The sequence below is a fragment of the Microbacterium phycohabitans genome (assembly GCF_032464935.1).
Taxonomy (GTDB): domain Bacteria; phylum Actinomycetota; class Actinomycetes; order Actinomycetales; family Microbacteriaceae; genus Microbacterium; species Microbacterium phycohabitans.
The window spans coordinates 456111-477469 of the sequence record NZ_JAWDIT010000001.1 but is presented as its reverse complement, the minus strand read 5'-3'; the positions used below and the strand labels follow the sequence as shown (position 1 = coordinate 477469).

Below are 21359 nucleotides of genomic sequence, written 5' to 3'. Positions count from 1 at the left end.
AAGCTCCCTTGCGTCGTATTTGAAATCGTATACGATGACGAACGCCCCAGCAACACGTGCTTCGTCACCGACGACGACGTCCGGGGCCACGACGATGACGTCTCGAAGGAGCCCCCATGTCCCGTTCCCAGCCGCCGGGTTTCACGCCGACCGGCACCATCTCGACCTCCGCCGATCGCCGCCGCGTGGTCTTCGCCACGGTGGTCGGCACCACCGTCGAGTGGTACGACTTCTTCCTCTACGCCTCGGCCGCGGGTCTCGTCTTCGGCCAGCTGTTCTTCGCCCCCGCCGGCCCCGGTATCGCGCAGATCCTGTCGTTCCTGACGGTGGGTCTGAGCTTCCTGTTCCGGCCCCTCGGTGCGTTCCTGGCCGGGCACCTCGGCGACAAGTACGGCCGCCGCGTCGTGCTGATGATCACGCTGATCCTCATGGGCGCCTCGACGACCCTGATCGGCGTGCTGCCGACCTACGAGGTGATCGGGGTCGCTGCTCCCGTGCTGCTGATCCTGCTGCGCGTGCTGCAGGGCATCTCGGCGGGCGGCGAGTGGGGTGGCGCGGTGCTCATGGCCGTCGAGCACGCCCCCAAGACCAAGCGCAGCCTCTTCGGGGCCTCGCCGCAGCTCGGTGTGCCCCTCGGCCTGCTGCTCGCGAGCGGCATGCTCGGTCTCATGGCCGTGGTCGCCCCCGGTGACGCGTTCCTCGCGTGGGGCTGGCGCGTGCCGTTCCTGCTGTCGTTCGTGCTGATCCTCATCGGCTTCTACGTGCGGCGGAAGGTCGAGGAGAGCCCGGTGTTCGTCGAGCTCGCCGAGCGCAAGGAGAAGACGCGGATGCCGATCGTGCAGCTGTTCCGCACGCACGCGCTGCTCGTGATCATCGCCGCGTTCGTGTTCGCCGGCAACAACGCGGTGGGGTACATGACCACCGGCGGGTACATCCAGCGCTACGCGACCAACCCCGACGGCCCGGTGGGCCTGGCGACCGCCGACGTGCTCGGCGCCGTGACGATCTCGGCGGTGTCGTGGCTCGTCTTCACGTGGATCGGCGGGTGGATCGGCGACGTCATTGGTCGGCGCACCACCTACCTCGTCGGCTGGGCGGCGCTGCTGGTGGGCGTGTTCCTGCTGTTCCCGCTCGTGAACACCGCGAACATCGCCCTGCTCACCCTCGGCCTCGTCGTGCTGACGGTGGGCCTCGGTCTCACCTACGGACCCCAGGCGGCGCTGTACGCCGAGCTGTTCCCGGCATCCATCCGCTTCTCGGGGGTGTCGATCTCGTACGCGCTCGGCGCGATCCTGGGCGGCGCGTTCGCCCCGACGATCGCCGAGGCACTGGTCAAGGCGACCGGGTCGACGACCTCGGTCACCTGGTACCTCGCGGGCATGGTCGTGCTCGGCGCGATCGCCACTCTGCTGCTGCGCGACCGCAGCGGTATCCCGCTCGGTCCCGACCACGAGGCCGAGCAGGCGGTCAGCCCGGTGCGGGGGCTGTCGAAGGTCTGAGTCGCGGGTCGAACGGCCCCGTCGCGCTCCGGTGCGGCGGGGTCGTTCGTCTGCGCACCCCCGCGCGCTCAGCGGGCGGCGATCTCTTCCCAGAACGGCGCCACCACGGCCGCGCTGACGCGCAGGTCGAGCATAAGGAACCGCCGCTCCTCGACCCCGCGGGCGACCCAGGATGCCAGGCCCTCGAGGTCGTCGACGGACTCGACCACCACGCCCTCGGCGCCGAATCCGCGCGCGACGGCGGCGAAGTCGACCTGGGGGATGAGCATGGGGTCGGGGTGCAGACCCTTGACGCCGTAGTTGAGCACCTCGGCGCCGTACTGCGCGTCGTTCCAGACCACGGCGATGCCACGGCCCCCGGCGACACGGATCGCCGTCTCGAGGTCGGCGAGGGCCATGAGCCCGCCGCCGTCGCCGGTCGTCAGCACGATGGTCGAGTCGGGGCGGGCGACCGCGGCCCCCGGGACGCTCGGGAAGCCGAGGCCGATCGACTGGTAGGCCGTTCCGACCATGATCATGCGGTCGGGCGAGGCCACCGGCCAGTACATGTTCGACCAGCCGAGGAAGTGCCCACCGTCGGAGACGACCACCCGGTCCTCGGGCAGCAGCTCTGCGATGCGCGCGGCCGCGGTGCGAGGATCGAGGCGTCCGTCGGGGCCGCGGCCGTGTCCCTCGGGCTGGCGCCGTGCCGCGACGAGGTCGAGGCCGCGTCCCCACGACGAGGGGGTCGCCCCGCGATCGCGCAGACGGCGCCCGATCTCGGCGGCGACGTCGGCGGCATCCCCTCGCACGTACCCGCCGATGTGCGGGTGCGTCGCGGTCGGCGCGAGGTCGACCTGGAAGACGCGCGTGCCGGGGGCGAAGAGCTCGCCGAACCGCATCGTGAACTGGTTCAGTCCCGCGCCGAAGACGACGGCGACATCGGCACGACGCACGAGCTCCATCGCGCCGGGCGCGCCGAAGCCGCCCGCCACGCCGAGGTCGCGCGCGGAGTCGGAGAACAGACCGCGGCCCAGGGCGCTGGTGGTGGTGAGGGCGCCGGTCAGAGCGGCGATGTCGTCGAGGGCGGCGCCCGCCCCGGCGAGCCACGCACCGCGTCCGCCGAGCAGCAGCGGCCGCTCCGCGGTGGCCAAGGCGTCGGCGATCTGGTCGATGACCGCGTCGGCGTAGGCGCCGAGAGGGGGGTGCTCCGGCGTCACCTGGGGCTCGGCGCCGGGGGCCGTGGCATCCGGGATCGGTCCGGCCTCACGGGTCGCGACGTCGTACGGGATGCCGATGACCACGGGAAGGCGATAGGTGAGGGCGTGCTCGATCGCGATGACGATCGTCGCCGCCGCGTCGCGGTGGCCGACCGTGTAGGTGCGCGCGCCGACCGCCGCGGCGAGGGCGATCTGATCGACGCCCCACGGCCGGGGGCCCGAGGTCGGCTCGTCGCCCACGATCAGCACGAGCGGCGTGCGCGCCTGCACGGCCTCCGCCAGCGCGGTGAGGGTGTTGGTGAAGCCCGCGCCGTAGGTCGCGGTGGCGGCGGCGAGACGTCCGCAGGCGCGATAGTGCGCGTCGGCGGCGACCACTCCGGCCGCTTCGTGCCGTACGGCGACGAAGCCCGAGCCGGTGTCGCGCCCGAGCGCGTCGAGGAAGTAGGCGTTGCCGTTGCCCATGACGCCGAAGACGGTGTCGATGTGGCGGGCGAGGGTGTGCGCGACGTGCGCGGAGACGGTGGGCATGGCGAAGAAGGCCTTTCGAGACGAACGGGATGGATGCCGTATGTGTCTCGCGGGGACTCCGCTACGTGCCCTTTTTTCGAGCAGCGACGCACGACCTCGTGCGCCTGACGGGATCGAGTATAGGGGCGCGAGTCGCCAACATTCGTCGCTTCAGCGGGTGGGGAGGCGACAGATCGTGGCGACTCGCGCGGGGGAGGCGGTGGTCAGAGCGTCCCGCGAATCGCCTCCGCCGCAGCCGCAAGCCGCTCCGCGATCGCGGCGTCGCTGAGATCGCTGCTCACGTGGACCGCCGCCACGGCCGCGGGCTCGCGACCCTGCACCGACAACGCGACCGCAACCGCGCGCAGCGACGGGACGACCTCGTCGTGACTCGTCGCCCATCCGCGCTCCGCGGCATCCGCCACCTCGGCCGCGAGGCGGGCGTCGACGGCATCCGGCCACCTCCGCGGCGGCAGTTGCGCGAGGATCGCGCGTCCCGGGGCTCCCCGGGTGACCGGATGCCGCGCCCCCGGCCGCTGCGCCACCGCAGTGACCGCGTGGCGGGGCTCGACGCTCGTGAGCGTGACGCATTCGTCGTGGTCGAGCACGACGAGGAAGCACGTCATGCCGAGGTCGTTCGCCGCCGCGGTGAGTTCGGGGAGGGCCTCGGCCTGCAGGTCGGCGGCGACGCCCGCGGCGAGAGCTGCGAGTCCCGTTCCCAGGCGCACCGCGCCCGCGGCATCCCTCGTCACCAGCCCGTGGTCCTCGAGGGTGCGGAGCAGCCGGTAGGCGACGGAGCGGTGCAGGTCGACGCGCTGCGCGAGCTCGTCGATCGTGAGCGGCGTGCGGGCGTCGGCGAGGTGTTCGAGCAGGCGGATGCCACGGCTAAGCGTCTGCGAGGCGGGGGAGGAGTCTTGCCGTGCGGGCATGGAGCGGCTAGCCTCTCGTTCGATAGCAGAACGCTGTGTTCGAATATAGAACACGACGACTGCCGAGGCAACCCCGACATCGACGTCAGGAGAAACGATGCAGTTCCACCACCACGGCTACGTCTCGGGCGACCCGCGCGTGCAGAACGCCGCGGGCACGGGTCTCGATCGGCCCGCCGAACTGCCCGACGAGGTCGACGTGCTCATCGTCGGCTCCGGCCCGGCCGGCATGCTGCTCGCCGCGCAGATGTCGCAGTTCCCGCAGCTCACGACGCGCCTCATCGAGAAGCGCGACGGGCGGCTCGCGCTCGGTCAGGCGGACGGCATCCAACCCCGCAGCGTCGAGACGTTCCAGGCCTTCGGTTTCGCCGACCACATCACGGCCGAGGCGTACAACATCGGCTGGATGAACTTCTGGGTACCCGACCCCGAGAACCCCGATCGGATCATGCGCACGACCCGCACGGAGGACTACGGCCTGAAGATCAGCGAGTTCCCGCACCTCATCGTCAACCAGGCGCGCGTGCTCGACTACTTCGCCGAGGCCGCGGCGCACGGACCGGCGCGGATCACCCCCGACTACGGCGTCGAGTTCCTCGGCCTGAAGGTGCGCGCCGACGACGTCGAGGTGCGCGTCGGCACCGCGGAGGGCGAGCGCACGATCGTCGCGCGGTACGTCGTGGGATGCGACGGCGCCCGCAGCGGCGTGCGCCAGGCGATCGGCCGGACGCACGTCGGCGCGGCCGCCCGCCACGCGTGGGGCGTGATGGACGTGCTGGTCGAGACCGACTTCCCCGACTGGCGCATCAAGTGCGCGATCAACGCGGCGGCGGGGAACATCCTGCACATCCCTCGTGAGGGCGGATATCTCAGCCGCATGTACATCGACCTCGGCGAGGTGGCGGAGGACGACGACCATCGCGTGCGGCAGACGCCGATCGAGGAGGTCATCCGCCGGGCGAACGAGATCCTGCACCCCTACTCGATCGACGTGAAGCAGGTCGCGTGGTCCAGCGTCTACGAGGTCGGGCACCGGGTGACCGACCAGTTCGTCGACGACCTCGACGGCCCGCGGGTCTTCCTCACCGGCGACGCGTGCCACACCCACAGCGCCAAGGCGGGCCAGGGCATGAACGTCTCGATGCAGGACGGCTTCAACCTCGGCTGGAAGCTCGGCCACGTGCTCACCGGGCTCGCGCCCGCGTCGCTCCTGCGCACCTACGACGACGAGCGCCGCCCGGTCGCGCAGCAGCTCATCGACTTCGACCGCGAGTGGTCGTCGCTCATGGCGCGCAAGCCCGGCGAGATCACCGACCCCGACGAGCTCGCGACCTACTACCTCGCCACCGCGGAGTTCCCCTCCGGCTTCGGCACGCGGTACGCGCCCTCGGCCCTGGTCTCCGACGCGCCCACGCAGGAGCTGGCATCCGGTTTCCCCGTCGGGAGACGCTTCCACAGCGTCGAGGTCGTGCGGGTATGCGACGGCAACGCCGTGCACCTCGGTCATCACGCGAAGGCCGACGGGCGCTGGAGGATCTACGCCTTCGCGGATGCCGAGGGCTCGGCGCTGCGGGAGTGGGCCGAGGCCGCGCTGCCGATCGTCGAGCGCTTCACCCCCGCCGGGGCGGACCTCGACGCGGTGTTCGACGTGAAGGCGATCTTCCCCGGGCGCTGGGAGGACGTCGTCGACGTGCCCGCGCTCTTCCGCCCGCAGTCGGGGCCGCTGGGGCTGACCGACCTCGAGAAGGTGTTCGCCGCCGCGCCCTCGGCGTGGACGAGCGCCGACATCTTCGCCGAGCGGGGCATCGACGCCGAGGGGGCGGTGGTGCTCGTGCGCCCCGACCAGTACGTCGCGCACGTGCTGCCCCTCCGCGACCCCGCCGGCCTGGAGCGCTTCCTGTCCGGGGTGATGGCGGTGCCCGCGGTGGCTGAGGCGAACTGACGCGCCCGGTGCTGCTCCGCGCGGTCGCCGAACCTCGCGATAAACGCCGATCCTCGCGAGACACGCAGCGTTGCCGCGTTTCCGCACAGGGATGGCGTTTATCGCCGGGCAGTGCGGCGCCGAGCGGGGCAGTGCGGCGCCGCGCGGGGCAGTGCGGCGCCGAGCGTGGCAGTGCGGCGTCGAGCGGCGCGGCGCCGAGCGGCGCGGCGGGGCCTCACGACGGCGCGGCGGGGGCGCCGGCAGCCGTGCGACGTCCCTCGGTGTCCACGATGGCAATCCCTGCATCTGCTTTGTACACGACGTATATCGGCACCGCTTCGCGTGCTGACGAGAATGGGCGGGACACCCCGCCCCGATCCAGGAGGACACATGACCGATCCGCGCGAGAGCGAGCTGCTGGCATCCGTACCCACCGGTCTGCTGATCAACGGGGAATGGCGCTCGGCCGAGGGCGGCAAGACCGTCGCCGTGAACGACCCCGCCACCGGTGACGTCCTGCTCGAGATCGCCGACGCGTCGATCGACGACGGCGTGGCGGCGATGGATGCCGCGGCCGAGGCGTTCCCGTCGTGGGCGGCCACGCCGTCGCGTGAGCGCGCCGAGATCCTCCGCCGCGCGTTCGACCTGCTCCAGGAGCGCAAGGAAGACATCGCGCTGCTGATGACGCTCGAGATGGGCAAGCCCCTCGCCGAGGCCCGCGGAGAGGTCGGCTACGGCGGCGAGTTCCTCCGCTGGTTCAGCGAGGTCACCGCGCACACGCAGGGCCGCTACGGCGCCAACCCCGAGGGCACCGGCCGCATGATCGTCTCACAGCACCCCGTGGGGCCCTGCTACCTCATCACCCCGTGGAACTTCCCCCTCGCGATGGCCACCCGCAAGATCGCCCCCGCGCTCGCCGCCGGCTGCACGGTCGTCATCAAGCCCGCCACCCTCACGCCGCTGACGACCCTCTTCTTCGCCCAGATCCTGCAGGATGCCGGGCTCCCCGCCGGCGTCGTCAACGTCGTCACGACCACCAACACCGGCCCGGTCTCGGAGCGCATCATCTCCGACCCGCGCCTGCGCAAGCTCTCATTCACCGGGTCCACCCCGGTCGGCGTGAAGCTGCTGCAGCAGGCCGCTCCGGGCGTCCTGCGCACCTCGATGGAGCTCGGCGGCAACGCGCCGTTCGTCGTCTTCGACGACGCAGACCTCGACAAGGCGGTCGAGGGTGCGATGCTCGCGAAGTTCCGCAACATCGGACAGGCCTGCACCGCGGCCAACCGCTTCATCGTGCAGCGCAGCGTCGTCGAGGAGTTCACCCGACGTGTCACCGAGCGCGTGCAGGGCATGAAGATCGGCCGCGGCACCGAGGAGGGCGTGCAGATCGGCCCCCTCATCGACGACCGCGCCGTCGACAAGGCCAAGACCCTGGTGGGGGATGCCGTCGAGCGCGGCGCCACCGTCACCACGGGCGGATCGCCCATCGACGGACCCGGCACGTTCTTCGAGCCGACCGTCGTGTCCGACGTGAAGCCCGGCAGTGACATCCTCCGCGAGGAGATCTTCGGACCCGTGCTCGCGATCATCCCCTTCGACGACGAAGACGACGCCGTGCGCCTGGCGAACGACACCGAGTACGGCCTCGTCTCCTACGTCTTCACCGAGTCGCTCGCGCGCGGTCAGCGCATGATCGACAAGCTCGAGACCGGGATGATGGGCCTCAACGTCGGCGTCGTCTCCAACGCCGCCGCCCCCTTCGGCGGCTGGAAGCAGTCGGGACTCGGCCGCGAGGGCGGCGACGAGGGCATCCACGAGTACCTGCAGACGAAGTACACGCTGACGGCGAACCCCTACGCCTGACCGACTGAGCCGAAGACACCGGATGCCACGACCCCGGCGCCCCACGAGGGCCCGGGGTCGTGGCATCCGGTGCGGTCGTCTGTGCACAACTCCTGCAGATCCGACGGTTCGGCTCCCGTTTGGCTCCATCCCGTCAGCCCTGCAGGAGTTGTGCTGCAGGTTCGCCGCGTGTTCGGGTTCGCCGGGGTGCCGACATCAGGGGGCTTCTCGGCGGTCATCCGTGCACAACTCCTGCAATGCCGTCCGTTTGCGCCTCTCTCAGCTGCGATCCACGGATCCTGCAGGAGTTGCGCCGGCTCCGCGGACGCTCAGCCGTCCGCGTGCCGGTCGAGGAACGCGAAGACCTCGGCGTCGTCGACGCCGGGGAACATGCCCCGCGGCAGCGGCGAGAACATGTGGCGGTGCACCCGCGCGCTCGGCCAGGCCTTGCCCTGCCAGCGCTCGGCGGCCTCCGTGTCGGGACGACGGCAGCACGATTCGTCGGGGCAGTGCGAGATGCCGCGCTTGGCGGTCTCGCGTCCGCGGAACCACCGGGCGTCGTCGAAGGGAACGCCCACGGTGATCGAGAAATCGCCGTCGCTGGTCGTGCCCGTCTGGGTCGAGCACCAGAACGTCCCGGCGGGGGTGTCGGTGTACTGGTAGTGCTCGGTGGTGCGGTTGTGCTCGGCGAAGGCGGAGCGCGCCGAGAACTTCTTGCACACCACCTGCCCCTCGACGCTGCCGGTGACGTCGGTGGGCAGGGGAAGCCCGTCGTTCTCGTACACGCGCGAGATCGCGCCGTCGCCGTCGACGCGCAGGAAGTGCAGACGGATGCCGAGGTGCGTCGTCATGAGGTTGGTCATGCGCATCGCGGCCGCTTCGTGAGTGACGCCGAACGCGTCGCGGAAGTCCTCGACGGCGAGGTTGCGGTCCTTCTTCGCCTGCGTCAGGAACGCCACGGAGCTGGTCTCGGGCATGAGGCAGCATGCGGCGTAGTAGTTGATCTCGAGGCGCTGCTGCAGGAAGTCGGCGTAGTCGGTGGGCGGGCGGTGTCCGAGCAGGCGGTGGGCCATCGCCTGCAGCGCCATCGACCGCAGGCCGTGGCCGCCGGGGATCGAGGCGGGCGGCAGGTAGATGCGCCCGTGCTCCAGGTCGGTGACCGAACGCGCCGAGTGCGGCAGGTCGGCGACGTAGATCAGCTCGAAGCCCAGTTGCTCGGCCATGATGCTGACCGTGCGGTGGGTCAGGGCTCCCGTCGAGTGGCCCGCGGCCTTGAGCTGCTTCTCGGCGAGGCGCTCGATCTCGGGGAGGTGGTTCGCGGTCTCCCGCATGCGCAGGCGCAGCTCGGTGTTGGCGCGACGCGCCTCCTCTGGGCTCGCGATCGTCGCGCGCTCGCGCCTGAGCAGTTCGCGATGGAGGCCGAGCACGGCCTCGATGGTCTCGTCGCTGGTCCCTTTGGTCACCTTGACGGGCGGGATGCCGAGCTGGCGGAAGAACGGGCTGGTCTGCGCCCGTTCGAGCTCGATCTCCAGCGCCGCGCGCCGGTTCGGGGGTTCTCGGGAGAGCAGCTCGGTGACCTCGGTCTCGGTCGCGCGCGCGATCTCCTGCAGGAGGGAGAGCTTGGGCTCGCGCTTGCCGTTCTCGATGAGGCTCAGCTGGCTCCCGGCCACGCCGACGAGGGCGCCCAGTTCGTCGAGGGTGTATCCCCGAGCGAGCCGATGATGCCGGATGCGATGACCGAGCGTGGTGAGTTCGAAGGACGAGGCCATTCCTTGACCATATCGAAAGAAGGGGGTTTCTTACACGCAATATCCTCCGAAAGACCGGGGTGGAGGCGCTCATGATGGGGGAGAACACCGAATTCGCTCTCAACCGAGGAGAACGACATGGCTCTCGCCGACATCTTCGCTTCCCGCTCCACCGGCCGCGCCGCCGCGGTCGCCCCCGCCCCCGCCCGCCCCGGTCACGGCGTGAAGCCGGCCGTCGACGGTCCCGGCCTCGCCGCTCTCACCGCCTGGGTCGACCAGGTCGCCGCCCTGACGAAGCCCGACCGCATCCACTGGGTCGACGGTTCCGCGGCCGAGAACGACGCGCTGCTGCGCGAGATGGTCGACGAGGGCAAGCTCATCAAGCTCAACCCCGAGTGGCGCCCGGGCTCGTACCTGGCCCGCTCCCACCCCGGCGACGTCGCGCGCCTGGAGTCGCGCACCTACATCGCCTCGGAGCGCGAAGAGGACGCCGGGCCCACCAACAACTGGATCGCTCCGGCCGAGATCCGCGCGACGCTCGACGGCGTCTTCGACGGCTCGATGCGCGGTCGCACGATGTACGTCGTGCCGTTCTCGATGGGCGCCGTCGGCGGCCCCCTCAGCCACATCGGCGTGCAGATCACCGACAGCGCCTACGCGGTGGCATCCATCGGTGTGATGACGCGGGTCGGCACGGCCGTCACCGAGCAGATCGCGCAGGGTGCGCCGTGGGTCAAGACCGTCCACTCGGTGGGCGCGCCGCTGGCGCCGGGCCAGGCCGACGTCGAGTGGCCCTGCAACGACGAGAAGTACATCGTGCACTTCCCCGACACGCTCGAGGTCTGGTCGTTCGGTTCGGGATACGGCGGCAACGCGATCCTGGCGAAGAAGTGCTTCGCCCTGCGCATCGCGTCGGTGATCGGTCGCGACGAAGGCTGGCTCGCCGAGCACATGCTGCTCATCCGCGTCATCGACCCGAAGGGCAAGGCGTACCACGTGGCCGCCGCGTTCCCCTCGGCGTGCGGCAAGACGAACCTCGCGATGCTCCGCCCGACGATCCCCGGCTGGCGCGTGGAGACCCTCGGCGACGACATCACCTGGATCCGCCCCGGCGACGACGGGCGCCTCTGGGCCATCAACCCGGAGGCCGGTTTCTTCGGCGTCGCCCCCGGCACCGGCGAATCCACCAACGTCACGGCGATCGAGACGCTGTGGGGCAACACGATCTTCACCAACGTGGCGCTGCGTCCCGACGGCGACGTGTGGTGGGAGGGGCTGACCGACGAGGCGCCCCCGCACCTCATCGACTGGGAGGGGAAGCCCTGGACGCCCGCGTCGGGCCGCCCCGCCGCGCACCCCAACTCGCGCTTCACCGTCGGTGCCGCGCAGTGCCCCCAGATCGCCGAGGACTGGGAGGCCCCCGAGGGCGTTCCCCTCGACGTCATCCTGTTCGGCGGACGCCGGGCCACCAACGTCCCCCTCGTGCTCGAGGCCACCGACTGGTCGCACGGGGTGTTCCTCGGCTCGACCGTCTCGAGCGAGAAGACGGCCGCTCAGGAGGGCACCGTCGGCGAACTCCGCCGCGATCCCTTCGCGATGCTCCCGTTCTGCGGATACAACATGGGCGACTACTTCGGCCACTGGCTCAAGGTGGGCCAGAAGCTGCGGTTCGACCGCGCGCCGCGCATCTTCCAGGTGAACTGGTTCCGCAAAGGCGACGACGGTCGTTTCCTCTGGCCCGGTTTCGGCGACAACGCCCGCGTCATCGACTGGATCATCCGCCGCGTCGACGGACAGGTGGATGCCGTGGACAGCCCGATCGGACGCCTGCCGCGCACCGAGGACCTCGACCTGACGGGCCTCGACCTGCCCGCCGCCGACCTCGAGGAGCTCTTCGCGATCGACCGCGAGTCGTGGCTGGCCGAGGCCGACCTCACCGAGGAGTTCTACGACACCTTCGGCTCGCACCTCCCGGCCGCCCTGCGCGCCGAGTTGGCGTCGCTGCGCTACCGCCTGCAGCGCCCCTGAGACCGGCTCGCCTCGCGCGCCGTTTCGCGCAGCGGGCGAGCCCCGGAATCGACGCCCCTCCCGTTCTTGGCGCGCGGGAGGGGCGTCGGTGTGTCCGCTCCCGGCGTGGGGCGGGTCCGCCCGCGCCCCCACGCCGATAAACGCCCGCTCTAGCGAGGAACGCCCGCAGTGCGCGTTTCTCAGCACAGCGAGCGTTTCTCGAAGGGCGGGGCACCCCCTCCTGCGCGCGGCCCCGTGCGGCGCAGCCCCGTGCGCTGCGACACCGCACACTGCGGGTCCGTGCGGCGCAGCTCCGGTGCGCTGCGACACCGCACACCGCGGCTCTGTGCGGCGCGGCACCGCACGGGAACCGCGCCACACGTCACACCAACAACTGGTGCTTCGCCAGGTCGCGGTACAGGGGAGTGGATGCCACGAGCTCGCTGTGCGTGCCCTGGCCGACGACGCGGCCGTTCTCGAGCACCACGATCAGGTCGCTGTCGACGACGGTCGAGAGGCGATGCGCGATCACCAGCAGCGTCCGGTCGGCGGCCACGGCGTCGATCGCCTCGCGCATGCGCTGTTCGTTCACACCGTCGAGCGACGAGGTCGATTCGTCGAGCAGCAGCACCGGGGGAGCGGCCAGCAGGGACCGCGCGATCGCCAGGCGCTGGCGTTCTCCGCCGGAGAGCATCACGCCGTCTTCGCCGACGGGGGCGTCGACGCCGAGCGGGTTGCGCTCCAGCACGTCACCGAGGTTCACGGCGCGCAGCACGCGCTCGCACTCGGCGTCCGACGCCTCGGGCGAAGCCAGGCGCAGGTTGTCGGCGATCGTGCCGGCCAGGGTCGGGGCGTCCTGCTCGACGTAGCCGAAGCGCGCGCGTAGATCGTCGCGCGCGAGATCGCGCACATCGACGCCGTCGACGAGGATCGCCCCCGAGGTGGGGTCGTAGAAGCGCTCGACGAGGGAGAGGATCGTGCTCTTCCCCGCCCCCGAAGGGCCCACCAATGCGACCCGCGCGCCGTGCGGCACCGTGAACGACACCCCGCGCAGCACCTCGCGGTCGGCCTCGTCGGCCGGGGCGTCCGGCGCGGCGGCGTCGAGGTGCACCTCGGCGAGCACGGACTGCGCCTCTTTCGCCGCCGCCTCGCGGGCTCTGACGACGTGGTCGGGGTAGCGGAACCGCACGCCGCGGAATTCGATCGCGGCCGCATCGGGTTCGGGCTGCACGGTGCCCGCTCGGTCGCCGTCCTGCTCGAGCGGGAGGTCGAGGACCTCCTGGATGCGCCCGAGAGCACCCAGGGCCTGGTTGACCGAGGTGATCGCGCCGATGGCCGAGGCGAGCGGCTGCACGAGCAGGAACAGGAAGATCACGAACGTGACCAGAGAGGCGACGTCGATGGCCCCGGATGCCACGCGGTATCCGCCGACGCCCAGCACGACGAGCAGAGAGACCTGCAGGGCGACGAAGGCGATGGGCACGATCAGCGCCGACACGCGGGCGATACGGACTCCCGCCTCGTACGCGGCGGTGGCGTTCTCGGTCACGGCGGCGGTCTCGCGCTCGGTCGCGCCGGACGCGCGGATGGTGCGGATCGACCCCACCGCGCGCTCGACACCCGACGACAGCTCGCCGACCTTCTCCTGCTGCACCGCGGATGCCGCGCGGATGCGCGTGCTGAGCAGCACCACGACACCGAGCGATGCTCCGACGACCACCACGATGAGCACGAGCAGGAGGGGATCGATGAACGCCATTGCGATCATGGCGCCGAGCAGAATGAGCGCATTGCCCACGGCATCCGCGAACCCCTGCGTGAGCACGGCGTACAGGAGCGTCGTGTCGGTGCCCACGCGCGAGACGAGGTCGCCGGTGCGACGCGCGTCGAACTCGCTGATGGGCAGGCGCAGGATGCGGGCGATCAGGCGCCGCCGCGACGAGTAGACGACCGCGGTGCCGGTGCGCTGGAGCAGGTAGTGCTGGAAGCCGGAGATCACCGACGAGAGCACGACGAACGCGACCAGCAGCCAGACGAGGGCGCCGAGCGGGACGCTGTTCTGCACGCGCGTGATGACCTGGCCGACCAGCAGCGGCTGGGCGAGCGTCGCCGCCGCTCCGAGGACGCTGAGCACCGCGACCACGGCGAGCGTGCGCTTGTGCTCGAGCAGGAAGGGCAGCAGCTGACGGAACGACGCGCGCGGACCTTCGGGGGCGCGGCGGCCGCGCCGACCGCGCGCGGGAGCGGGTGAAGACATGCTCATCCTCGGGAAAGGGATCGGGGTACTTCGACCGTACCTTCCGTCGCTATGCGCTTCGCCCTCGCGCGGTGGAAGGGGGGAGAACCCGCGCCGAAGCGCCCGTGGGGAGGAGCCGTGCGTGCGCCCGCGGAGACGACGGATGCCACGAGGCCGAGGCCCCGTGGCATCCGTCGTCGCGAACCGGACCGCGTTACGGCGCGGTCGCTCCCGCGGCGATGTTGTCGTCGTAGTCGACGTCTTTCGTCTCGGGCGAGAGCACGAGCGCGATGAGGGTCAGCACGCCCATCGCCGACAGGTAGACACCGACCAGCCAGGGGTTGCCGTCGCCGGCGGCCCACAACGCGACGGCGACGATCGGCGCGAGGGCCGCGCCCAGGATCGACGAGACGTTGTACGAGATCGCCGAGCCCGTGTAGCGCGTGTTCGTGGGGAACAGCTCGGGCAGCACGGCACCCATGGGACCGAAGGTCGAGCCCATGAGCAGGAATCCGATGATCAGGAACGCCTGCACGTAGACGTGGGTGAGCGTCGCGTCGGCCTGGGGGAGAAGGAAGAAGGCGAACGTCAAGCCGAACACGATGATCGCGAGGGTCACGCCGATGAGCAGGCGCTTGCGGCCGAAACGGTCCGCGAGGGGGCCCGACAGCATCGTGAAGACACCGAAGAACACCACGCCGATGATCTGCATGATGACGAAGTCGGTGTAGCCGAAGCCCAGGCCCGGAACGTACGCGGCCGCGTCGAATGCCGTACCGGCCTTCTCGGCCGCAGCGGCCGCGGTCTCGGCGGTGGGCTTGGTGCCGTACGAGAGGGTGAAGCTCGTCATGAGGTAGAAGAGCACGTAGGTCGCCAGCATGATGAACGTGCCGAGGATCAGCTGCTTCCAGTTGCGGCGGATCACCTCGCCCAGCGGGAACTTGCGGATCACGCCGCTCTTCTCCGCCTTCGCGAACGACTCGCTCTCGACGAGCTTGAGACGCACCCAGAGGCCGACGATCACCATCACGGCCGAGAAGAGGAACGGCACGCGCCAGCCCCACGCGAGGAATTCCGCGGAGCGCTGCGCGGTGCCGTCGGGGTGCGGCAGGGCGAAGTTGATGATGAGGAAGATGCCGTTGGCGATGATGAAGCCGATGGGGGCGCCGAGCTGCGGGAACGTGCCGAACAGGGCGCGCTTGCCCTTCGGGGCGTTCTCGGTGGCCACCAGCGCTGCGCCCGACCATTCGCCGCCGAGCGCGAAGCCCTGGGCGAGACGCATGATCAGCAGCAGGATCGCCGCCCAGACGCCGATCTCGTTGAAGGTCGGCAGCAGTCCGATCAGGAAGGTCGCGACACCCATCGTCAACAGGGATGCCACGAGGGTCGCCTTGCGACCGAAGCGGTCGCCGAAGTGGCCGAAGACGACGGCGCCGAGGGGGCGCGCGACCATGGCGGCGCCGAAGACGCTGAACGACAGCAGCAACGAGGTGGTCTCGTTGCCGGTCGGGAAGAAGAGGATCGGGAACACGAGCACGGCCGCCGTGGCGTACGCGTAGAAGTCGTAGAACTCGATCGTGGTGCCGATGAGGCTCGCGGTGATGACACGCGAGCGGGGGTTCGCCGGTGCGGCGGGGGTCGAGCGGGTGGAGGGGGATGACGTGGTCATGAGGGCCTGACGGGAAGAGTCTTCAATCGCGTCCGGGATGGGGCGCAGCGGTGGCGCGCAGCGGTCACGGGGGTGGTGGTGAGAGAGCGCACGGGCGGAGGCACCGGCGACGTCCCCGAGTGAGGGGCGTCTAGACCCTCCAGTCTATGCGCGCGCTGAGCGCGGTCCGTCCCCGCGCACCGACCGTCGTGTGCCGTGCGTGGGCGCCGTGCACCGTCGCCGTGTCTTAGCGACCGTCTCCCGCGCGGTCAGTGCCAGATGACCGCGAGACCCGCGTTGAGCAGAGCCAGGATGCCGATCGGCCAGAAGATCGCGGGGGAGAGCGAGCCGGCGCGCTTCTGGCGTGCGGAACCGATACCCAGCAGAGCGCCGATCACGAGCAGAACGACGAGCTTGATGCCGATCTTGGCGTAGTTGAGGTCGTGGTCGAGTCCCCAGGGTGCCGACAGCGCGAGACCGGTGACCAGGGAGATCACGAGGGCGTAGTTCATCAGCGGCGTCACGCGCGCGCGCCGGGCCACCGCCTCGACGACCCACGCGCCGAACAGCACCGCGAAGCCGATCAGGTGCACGAGGACGACGACGCTGCGCAGGATCTCCATACGGTCAGGGTAAGGATGCCGCGCCCGCGTCGCCAGCAAGGAGGCCCTCACCGCGCGCGGCCCCGGCTCCCGAGTGCCGCGATCGGCCGCCGACCCCCGCGCAAAGGCCCCTGAGCCCGGTGGGAGGTCCCTGAGCTTGTCGAAGGGTCCGCCCCGGCCCGCGGGTCCCGGTGGCTTCGACGGGCTCAGCCCCCTGTGTTCGCGGGTTTCGCGCTGGCGCGGAGAGGTCCCTGAGCTTGTCGAAGGGTCCGCCCCGGCCCGCGGGGTGCCCGGTGACTTCGACGGGCTCAGCCCCCTCCGCTGCGTCCCGCCGGTGACGACGGGCTCAGCCCCCTCCGACCCCGGCCGCAGACGAGAACGGGCCCGGCGACCTTGGCGGTCGCCGGGCCCACAGCACACCCCAGGTCAGCCGCGCAGCTCCCGCAGCACGAGGGCGGTGCGGATCGCGGCATCCGCGGCCTCCTCGCCCTTGTCCTCCTTCGAGCCCGGAAGCCCCGCGCGATCCAGACCCTGCTGCTCGTCGTCGAGGGTGAGCACGCCGAAGCCGACCGGCTTGCCGGTGTCGAGGGCGACGCGGGTCAGGCCATCGGTCGCGGCCGACGACACGAAGTCGAAGTGCGGCGTCCCACCCCGGATGATCACGCCCAGCGCGACCACGGCATCCGCCCCGGCGTCGAGCGCGGCCTTGGCCGCCACGGGCAGCTCGAACGAACCCGGCACGCGCACGACGCGATAGGTCGCCCCGGTGGCATCCAGCACGCGCTTCGCCCCGGCGATGAGGCCGTCGATGATGACCTCGTGCCAGGTGCCGGCGATGACGACGACGTTCAGTCCGGAGGCGTCGATACCCCCGGTCTCGGGTGCTCCACTACCGGCCATCAGACGCTCTCTTCCTTCATGTGCGCGAGGGCGTCGCGCAGGTCGTCCTCGGCGATGATGTGACCCATCCGGTCGCGCTTCGTCTCGAGGTACTGGTGGTTGTTGGGGCCGACGCCCACGAGGAGCGGCACCTGCTCGACGACGTCGAGACCGAAACCGCGCAGCTGCGCGACCTTGTCGGTGTTGTTGGTGAGCAGGCGCACCTTGTCGACACCGAGATCGGTCAGGATGCCGGCGGCGGCGGCGTAATCGCGAGCGTCGGCGGGGAGTCCCAGGGCCAGGTTGGCATCCACCGTGTCCATGCCGCGCTCCTGCAGGTTGTAGGCGCGCAGCTTGTTGATGAGGCCGATGCCGCGACCCTCGTGACCGCGCATGTAGATGACGATGCCGCCGTCGCGGTCGATCGTGTCGAGGGCGGCCTCGAGCTGCGGTCCGCACTCGCACTTGAGCGACCCGAAGGCCTCGCCGGTCAGGCACTCGGAGTGCACGCGCACGAGGGGCGCGCTCTCGGTGAGGTCGCCGGAGACGACCGCCAGGTGATCGGTGCCGGTGATGCGGTCCTTGTAGGCGAGGAAGCGGAAGGTGCCGTGCGAGGTGGGCACGTTCGACTCGGCGCGCAGGCTCACGCGACGCTTCGGCGCGGCGGTCTCCGGCAGCGGGTCGGTCTCGTTCAGGTGGGCGATGAGCTGCTCGATGGTGATGACCGGGATGCCGTCGCGCTCGCCGAGCTCGAAGAGTCCGGGCAGGCGCATCATGCTGCCGTCCTCGGCGACGACCTCGGCGATCGCGCCCACGGGCTCGAGACCCGCGAGACGCATGAGATCGACAGCCGCCTCGGTGTGACCGGCGCGCTCGCGAACACCGCCGTCGACGGCACGAAGGGGCAGCACGTGACCGGGGCGGATGAGGCTCGTCGGGACCGATGCCGCATCAGCCAGCACGTTGAGGGTGCGCGCGCGGTCGGCGGCGCTGATGCCGGTGGTGACGCCGGACGCGGCATCCACGCTCACCGTGTAGGCGGTGCCCCGAGCGTCCTGGTTGACCTCGACCATGGGGGGCAGGTCGAGGCGGTCCGCCCACTCGCCGGGCATGGGGGCGCAGACGTAGCCGCTCGACCACCGCACGGTCCAGGCGAGCCACTCGGGGGTCGCGAGCTGGGCCGAGATGATGACGTCGCCCTCGTTCTCGCGGTTCTCGTCGTCGGCGACCAGGATCGGGCGCCCGTGACGCAGGGCCTCGAGGGCCTCGGGGATGGTGGACAGGCTCATGCGGAGCCCCTCTCGGTCGATGCGGCGGTGGCCGCGGGGTTCTCTGTCGTACGGAAGGCGAGCATGCGCCGCACGTGGCGCGCGAGGATGTCGGTCTCGAGGTTGACGGGCGTGCCGGCCTCGGCGCGGCCCAGCGTGGTGGCCGCGAGCGTCTCGGGGATGAGCGAGACCTCGAGCCAGGGCTCCGCCTCGGCGGCGGGGCTGACGGCGCTGACGGTGAGCGAGACGCCGTCGATCGCGATCGAGCCCTTGTCGACGACGAGCGGCGCGAGCTCGACCGGGATGCCGACGCGCACGACGCTCCACTGCGCTCCCGGACGCACCTCGCGCACGGTGCCCGTGCCGTCGATGTGCCCCTGCACGATGTGGCCGCCGAGACGCCCGTGCGCGGCGGTGGCCCGCTCCAGGTTGACGGCGCGACCGGGCGCCACGTCGGAGAGCGTCGACATGTCGAGGGTCTGCTTCATGACGTCGGCGGTGAACCAGTCATCCCCCTGGTCAATGACCGTCAGGCACACGCCGCTGACCGAGATCGAGTCGCCGTGTCCGGCGTCCGACACCGACAGCGGGGCGCGCAGCGTCAGCCGCACGCCGTCTCCCGACGGCTCGACGGCGGTGACGGCGCCGATCTCTTCGACGATTCCGGTGAACATCAGGCGTCTCCTTCGTTCTCGCCCGCGGCGGCGGGCACAGTCTCGGGGCTTCGGATCCCGGTCTCGACCGGGCGGGCGACGATCAGCAGGTCATCGCCGAGGGGCTGGACGGATGCCACCGTCAGCCGTCTCGCCGCATCGATGCTCGGCACCCCGACATCTCCCAGGGCGAGACGGGATCCACCGAGCAGCACGGGGGCGACGTAGGCGAGCAGCTCGTCGGCGAGGTCCTCGCGCACGAAGGCGCTCGCCAGCGTCGGGCCGCCCTCGACGAACACGCGCTGGACGCCCTGCTCGGCGAGATCGGCCAGCACGGCCGCAAGGTCGTGGGTGGCGTAGAACAGCGGTTCGCGCGGGTGACGGCGCACCGCGGCATCCGGAGCCGTTTCGCTCTCGCCGATCACGACGGGCCGGGGCTGATCCTCGAGCAACGTGCCGTCGGCGGCTCGCGCGGTGAGCGCCGGGTCGTCGGCGCGTACGGTGCCCGTGCCGGCCACGATCGCGTCCGCCTGCGCGCGTCGCGCGTGCACGTCGCGACGGGCCTCGGGGCCGGTGATCCACTGGCTCGTGCCGTCGTCCGCTGCCGCACGACCGTCGAGGCTCTGCGCCCACTTCACCGTGACGTGCGGTCGACCGGTGCGCTGCAGGTGGATCCAGTCCGCGATGAGCGAGCGCGCGGCATCCGTCTCGATCCGGGTCTCGACGTCGATCCCGGCTGCGCGGAGGCGGTCGGCCCCTCCGGCCGCGGCGTCGGTGGGATCGTCGAGCGCGTACACGACGCGAGCGACCCCGGCCTCGATCAGGGCGACGGCGCAGGGGCCGGTGCGACCGGTGTGATTGCAGGGCTCGAGGGTCACGACGGCGGTGGCTCCGCGCGCCGCTCCGGGAGACAGCTGAGAAAGCGCGTCGACCTCGGCGTGAGGGGTCCCGGCGCCGCGGTGGTGTCCCTCGGCGAGGATCTCGCCGGCGGGTGAGAGGATGACGGCACCGACCTGCGGATTGAGCCCGCGCGGGCCGCGCCGGGCGAGCTGCAGCGCTCGCCGCATGGCGTCGATCTCGACGGCGGATGCCATTTCCCTGTCCTTCCCGCGGTGTCGGGGCAGGGCCAGCGGGAAGGCGCGTCGCGCCGTCCGTGCTGCCTCCTATCCGGACTAGCGAGGGGAGACCCCCGCATCACCGTCGGTCCCGGAATTCCACCGGATCGGCCCCACCGCGTGATGCGGAGGGGTTCGCGGACTATCACCGCCGGTTCGGATTCTCACCGACCCCGGAGCACGTTGTTTGCTCTTCGAAGTGTAGTCAACGCGGGGTTCGCGGTTTCATTCCCCGTCATCCGGCGACGTTCTGCGGTATGGACGACGGCAGAGACGCCCGCAGTCGGGGCGAGGCTCCAGCCCGTCTTCCCTCTTCCGCAGAACCGTGGACGGGCCTCCCCGACCTCGCGCGCCCGCTGGGGTCGGGAACGCCGTGGCCCGGCATCCCGGCGACGGCCGCGGACGACCTCACTTCAGCAGGCGCGACAACCGCCGGTCGGCGAGCAGCTTCCCGCCCGTCTGGCACGTGGGGCAGTACTCGAGGGAGTTGTCGGCGAAGAAGACGCTGCGCACCTCGTCGCCGCACACCGGGCACGCCTCGCCGCGCCGCCCGTGCACGCGCATCCCCCGCCTCTTGGCATCCTTCAGCTCGGCCGGGGGCTTGCCGCGCGCGGCCTCGATCGCTTCGGTGAGCGTCGTCGTCATGGCTTCGAAGAGCTGATCGACCTCGGGCTGGGACAGGTTCGCCGCGAGGGCGTAGGGCGACATCTTCGCCGCGTGCAGGATCTCGTCGGAGTAGGCGTTGCCGACGCCCGCGATGATCGACTGGTCGCGCAGCACGCCCTTGATCTGCGTGCGGCGGCCGGCCAGAAGCGCTCCGAATCGCTCGCGGCCGAAGTCGTCGTCGAGCGGATCGGGCCCGAGGCGCGCGATGCCGGGCACGTCATCGGGCGAGCGGACCGCGTATACGGCCAAAGACTTCTTGGTGCCCGCCTCGGTGAGGTCGAATCCCGCCCCGTCGTCGAAGCCGACGCGCAGGGCGATGGGGGTCTTGCCCGGCTTGATGATCGTCGACGGCAGCGCGTCGTACCACCGGAGCCACCCCGCCTTGGCGAGATGGAAGACGAGATGGATGCCGGCATCCGTCGTGAGGTCGACGAACTTGCCGTGCCGCCGGGCGTCGGTCACCGCAGCGCCCACCAGGGCCGACAGTGGCGGGTCGAACGTCTTGAGGGCGTTGATCGCCGACACGGTCGCCTTGTCGATGCGCAGCCCCGTGATCCGCCCGCGCAGGAACTCGACGAGCCCCTCGACCTCTGGCATCTCCGGCATGTGCCCATGCTGCCACGCCCCTCCGACATCGGGG

The 21359-nt window shown here is 71.0% G+C and carries 15 protein-coding genes and 1 riboswitch; of the genes, 4 read left to right on the top strand and 11 right to left on the bottom strand.

Translation table 11 applies throughout. The features are described 5' to 3' along the window. Positions 1 to 116 precede the first annotated feature (116 nt). On the top strand, positions 117 to 1499 hold the full coding sequence (locus RWH44_RS02180; RefSeq protein WP_298874307.1) for an MFS transporter: 1383 nt from the start codon (positions 117 to 119) through the stop codon (positions 1497 to 1499). A 68-nt stretch (positions 1500 to 1567) separates the two neighbouring features. Here the strand turns inward: RWH44_RS02180 and RWH44_RS02175 are convergent, their stop codons facing one another. Both RWH44_RS02175 and RWH44_RS02170 read right to left on the bottom strand, forming a co-directional pair. Next, a complete protein-coding gene (locus RWH44_RS02175) occupies positions 1568 to 3226 on the bottom strand; it encodes a thiamine pyrophosphate-binding protein (protein WP_316003297.1) in 1659 nt (552 codons plus the stop codon). A 203-nt stretch (positions 3227 to 3429) separates the two neighbouring features. Continuing rightward, positions 3430 to 4134 (bottom strand): IclR family transcriptional regulator, encoded by a 705-nt coding sequence (locus RWH44_RS02170; RefSeq protein ID WP_316003296.1) that lies wholly within the window; start codon positions 4132 to 4134, stop codon positions 3430 to 3432. A gap of 97 nt (positions 4135 to 4231) precedes the next feature. On the opposite strand from RWH44_RS02170, the gene RWH44_RS02165 reads away from it, so the two are divergent. Beyond that, a complete protein-coding gene (locus RWH44_RS02165) occupies positions 4232 to 6076 on the top strand; it encodes an FAD-dependent monooxygenase (RefSeq protein WP_316003295.1) in 1845 nt (614 codons plus the stop codon). Between the two features lie 369 nt (positions 6077 to 6445). After that, a complete protein-coding gene (locus tag RWH44_RS02160) occupies positions 6446 to 7918 on the top strand; it encodes an NAD-dependent succinate-semialdehyde dehydrogenase (protein ID WP_316003294.1) in 1473 nt (490 codons plus the stop codon). A 308-nt stretch (positions 7919 to 8226) separates the two neighbouring features. Here RWH44_RS02160 and RWH44_RS02155 read toward each other — a convergent pair whose 3' ends face one another. Then, positions 8227 to 9666, bottom strand: coding sequence for an XRE family transcriptional regulator (locus RWH44_RS02155; protein ID WP_298874325.1), 1440 nt, complete (start codon positions 9664 to 9666; stop codon positions 8227 to 8229). A gap of 117 nt (positions 9667 to 9783) precedes the next feature. Here RWH44_RS02155 and RWH44_RS02150 point away from each other — a divergent pair, with 117 nt between their 5' ends. After that, on the top strand, positions 9784 to 11673 hold the full coding sequence (locus RWH44_RS02150; protein WP_316003293.1) for a phosphoenolpyruvate carboxykinase (GTP): 1890 nt from the start codon (positions 9784 to 9786) through the stop codon (positions 11671 to 11673). 361 nt (positions 11674 to 12034) lie between these two features. On the opposite strand, the gene RWH44_RS02145 is transcribed toward RWH44_RS02150, so the two are convergent. The 8 genes from RWH44_RS02145 to RWH44_RS02110 all read right to left on the bottom strand — a co-directional run bounded on the left by RWH44_RS02145 (position 12035) and on the right by RWH44_RS02110 (position 21325). Then, positions 12035 to 13909, bottom strand: a complete 1875-nt coding sequence (locus tag RWH44_RS02145; RefSeq protein ID WP_316003292.1) for an ABC transporter ATP-binding protein — start codon at positions 13907 to 13909, stop codon at positions 12035 to 12037. Between the two features lie 193 nt (positions 13910 to 14102). Next, the gene (locus tag RWH44_RS02140) at positions 14103 to 15557 is read right to left on the bottom strand and encodes an MFS transporter (protein WP_298874332.1); all 1455 of its coding nucleotides are present in this window, start codon (positions 15555 to 15557) and stop codon (positions 14103 to 14105) included. Between the two features lie 248 nt (positions 15558 to 15805). Beyond that, entirely contained in the window at positions 15806 to 16159 is a 354-nt protein-coding gene (locus tag RWH44_RS02135; RefSeq protein WP_298874335.1) for a Fe-S protein, read from the bottom strand. 405 nt (positions 16160 to 16564) lie between these two features. Further along, complete coding sequence (gene ribH, locus RWH44_RS02130; protein WP_316003291.1) at positions 16565 to 17038, bottom strand: 6,7-dimethyl-8-ribityllumazine synthase; 474 nt, start codon at positions 17036 to 17038, stop codon at positions 16565 to 16567. Beyond that, entirely contained in the window at positions 17038 to 18306 is a 1269-nt protein-coding gene (ribA, locus tag RWH44_RS02125; protein WP_316003290.1) for a GTP cyclohydrolase II, read from the bottom strand. Before ribA ends, ribH begins: the two co-directional genes overlap by 1 nt. Further along, a complete protein-coding gene (locus RWH44_RS02120; RefSeq protein WP_316003289.1) occupies positions 18303 to 18959 on the bottom strand; it encodes a riboflavin synthase in 657 nt (218 codons plus the stop codon). The genes ribA and RWH44_RS02120 overlap by 4 nt, the downstream gene beginning before the upstream one ends. Beyond that, on the bottom strand, positions 18959 to 20032 hold the full coding sequence (gene ribD / locus RWH44_RS02115; RefSeq protein WP_316003288.1) for a bifunctional diaminohydroxyphosphoribosylaminopyrimidine deaminase/5-amino-6-(5-phosphoribosylamino)uracil reductase RibD: 1074 nt from the start codon (positions 20030 to 20032) through the stop codon (positions 18959 to 18961). Before ribD ends, RWH44_RS02120 begins: the two co-directional genes overlap by 1 nt. 56 nt (positions 20033 to 20088) lie before the next feature. Further along, a riboswitch (FMN riboswitch) is annotated at positions 20089 to 20238 on the bottom strand. A 223-nt stretch (positions 20239 to 20461) separates the two neighbouring features. Beyond that, on the bottom strand, positions 20462 to 21325 hold the full coding sequence (locus tag RWH44_RS02110) for an Fpg/Nei family DNA glycosylase (protein ID WP_316003287.1): 864 nt from the start codon (positions 21323 to 21325) through the stop codon (positions 20462 to 20464). Positions 21326 to 21359 lie beyond the last annotated feature (34 nt).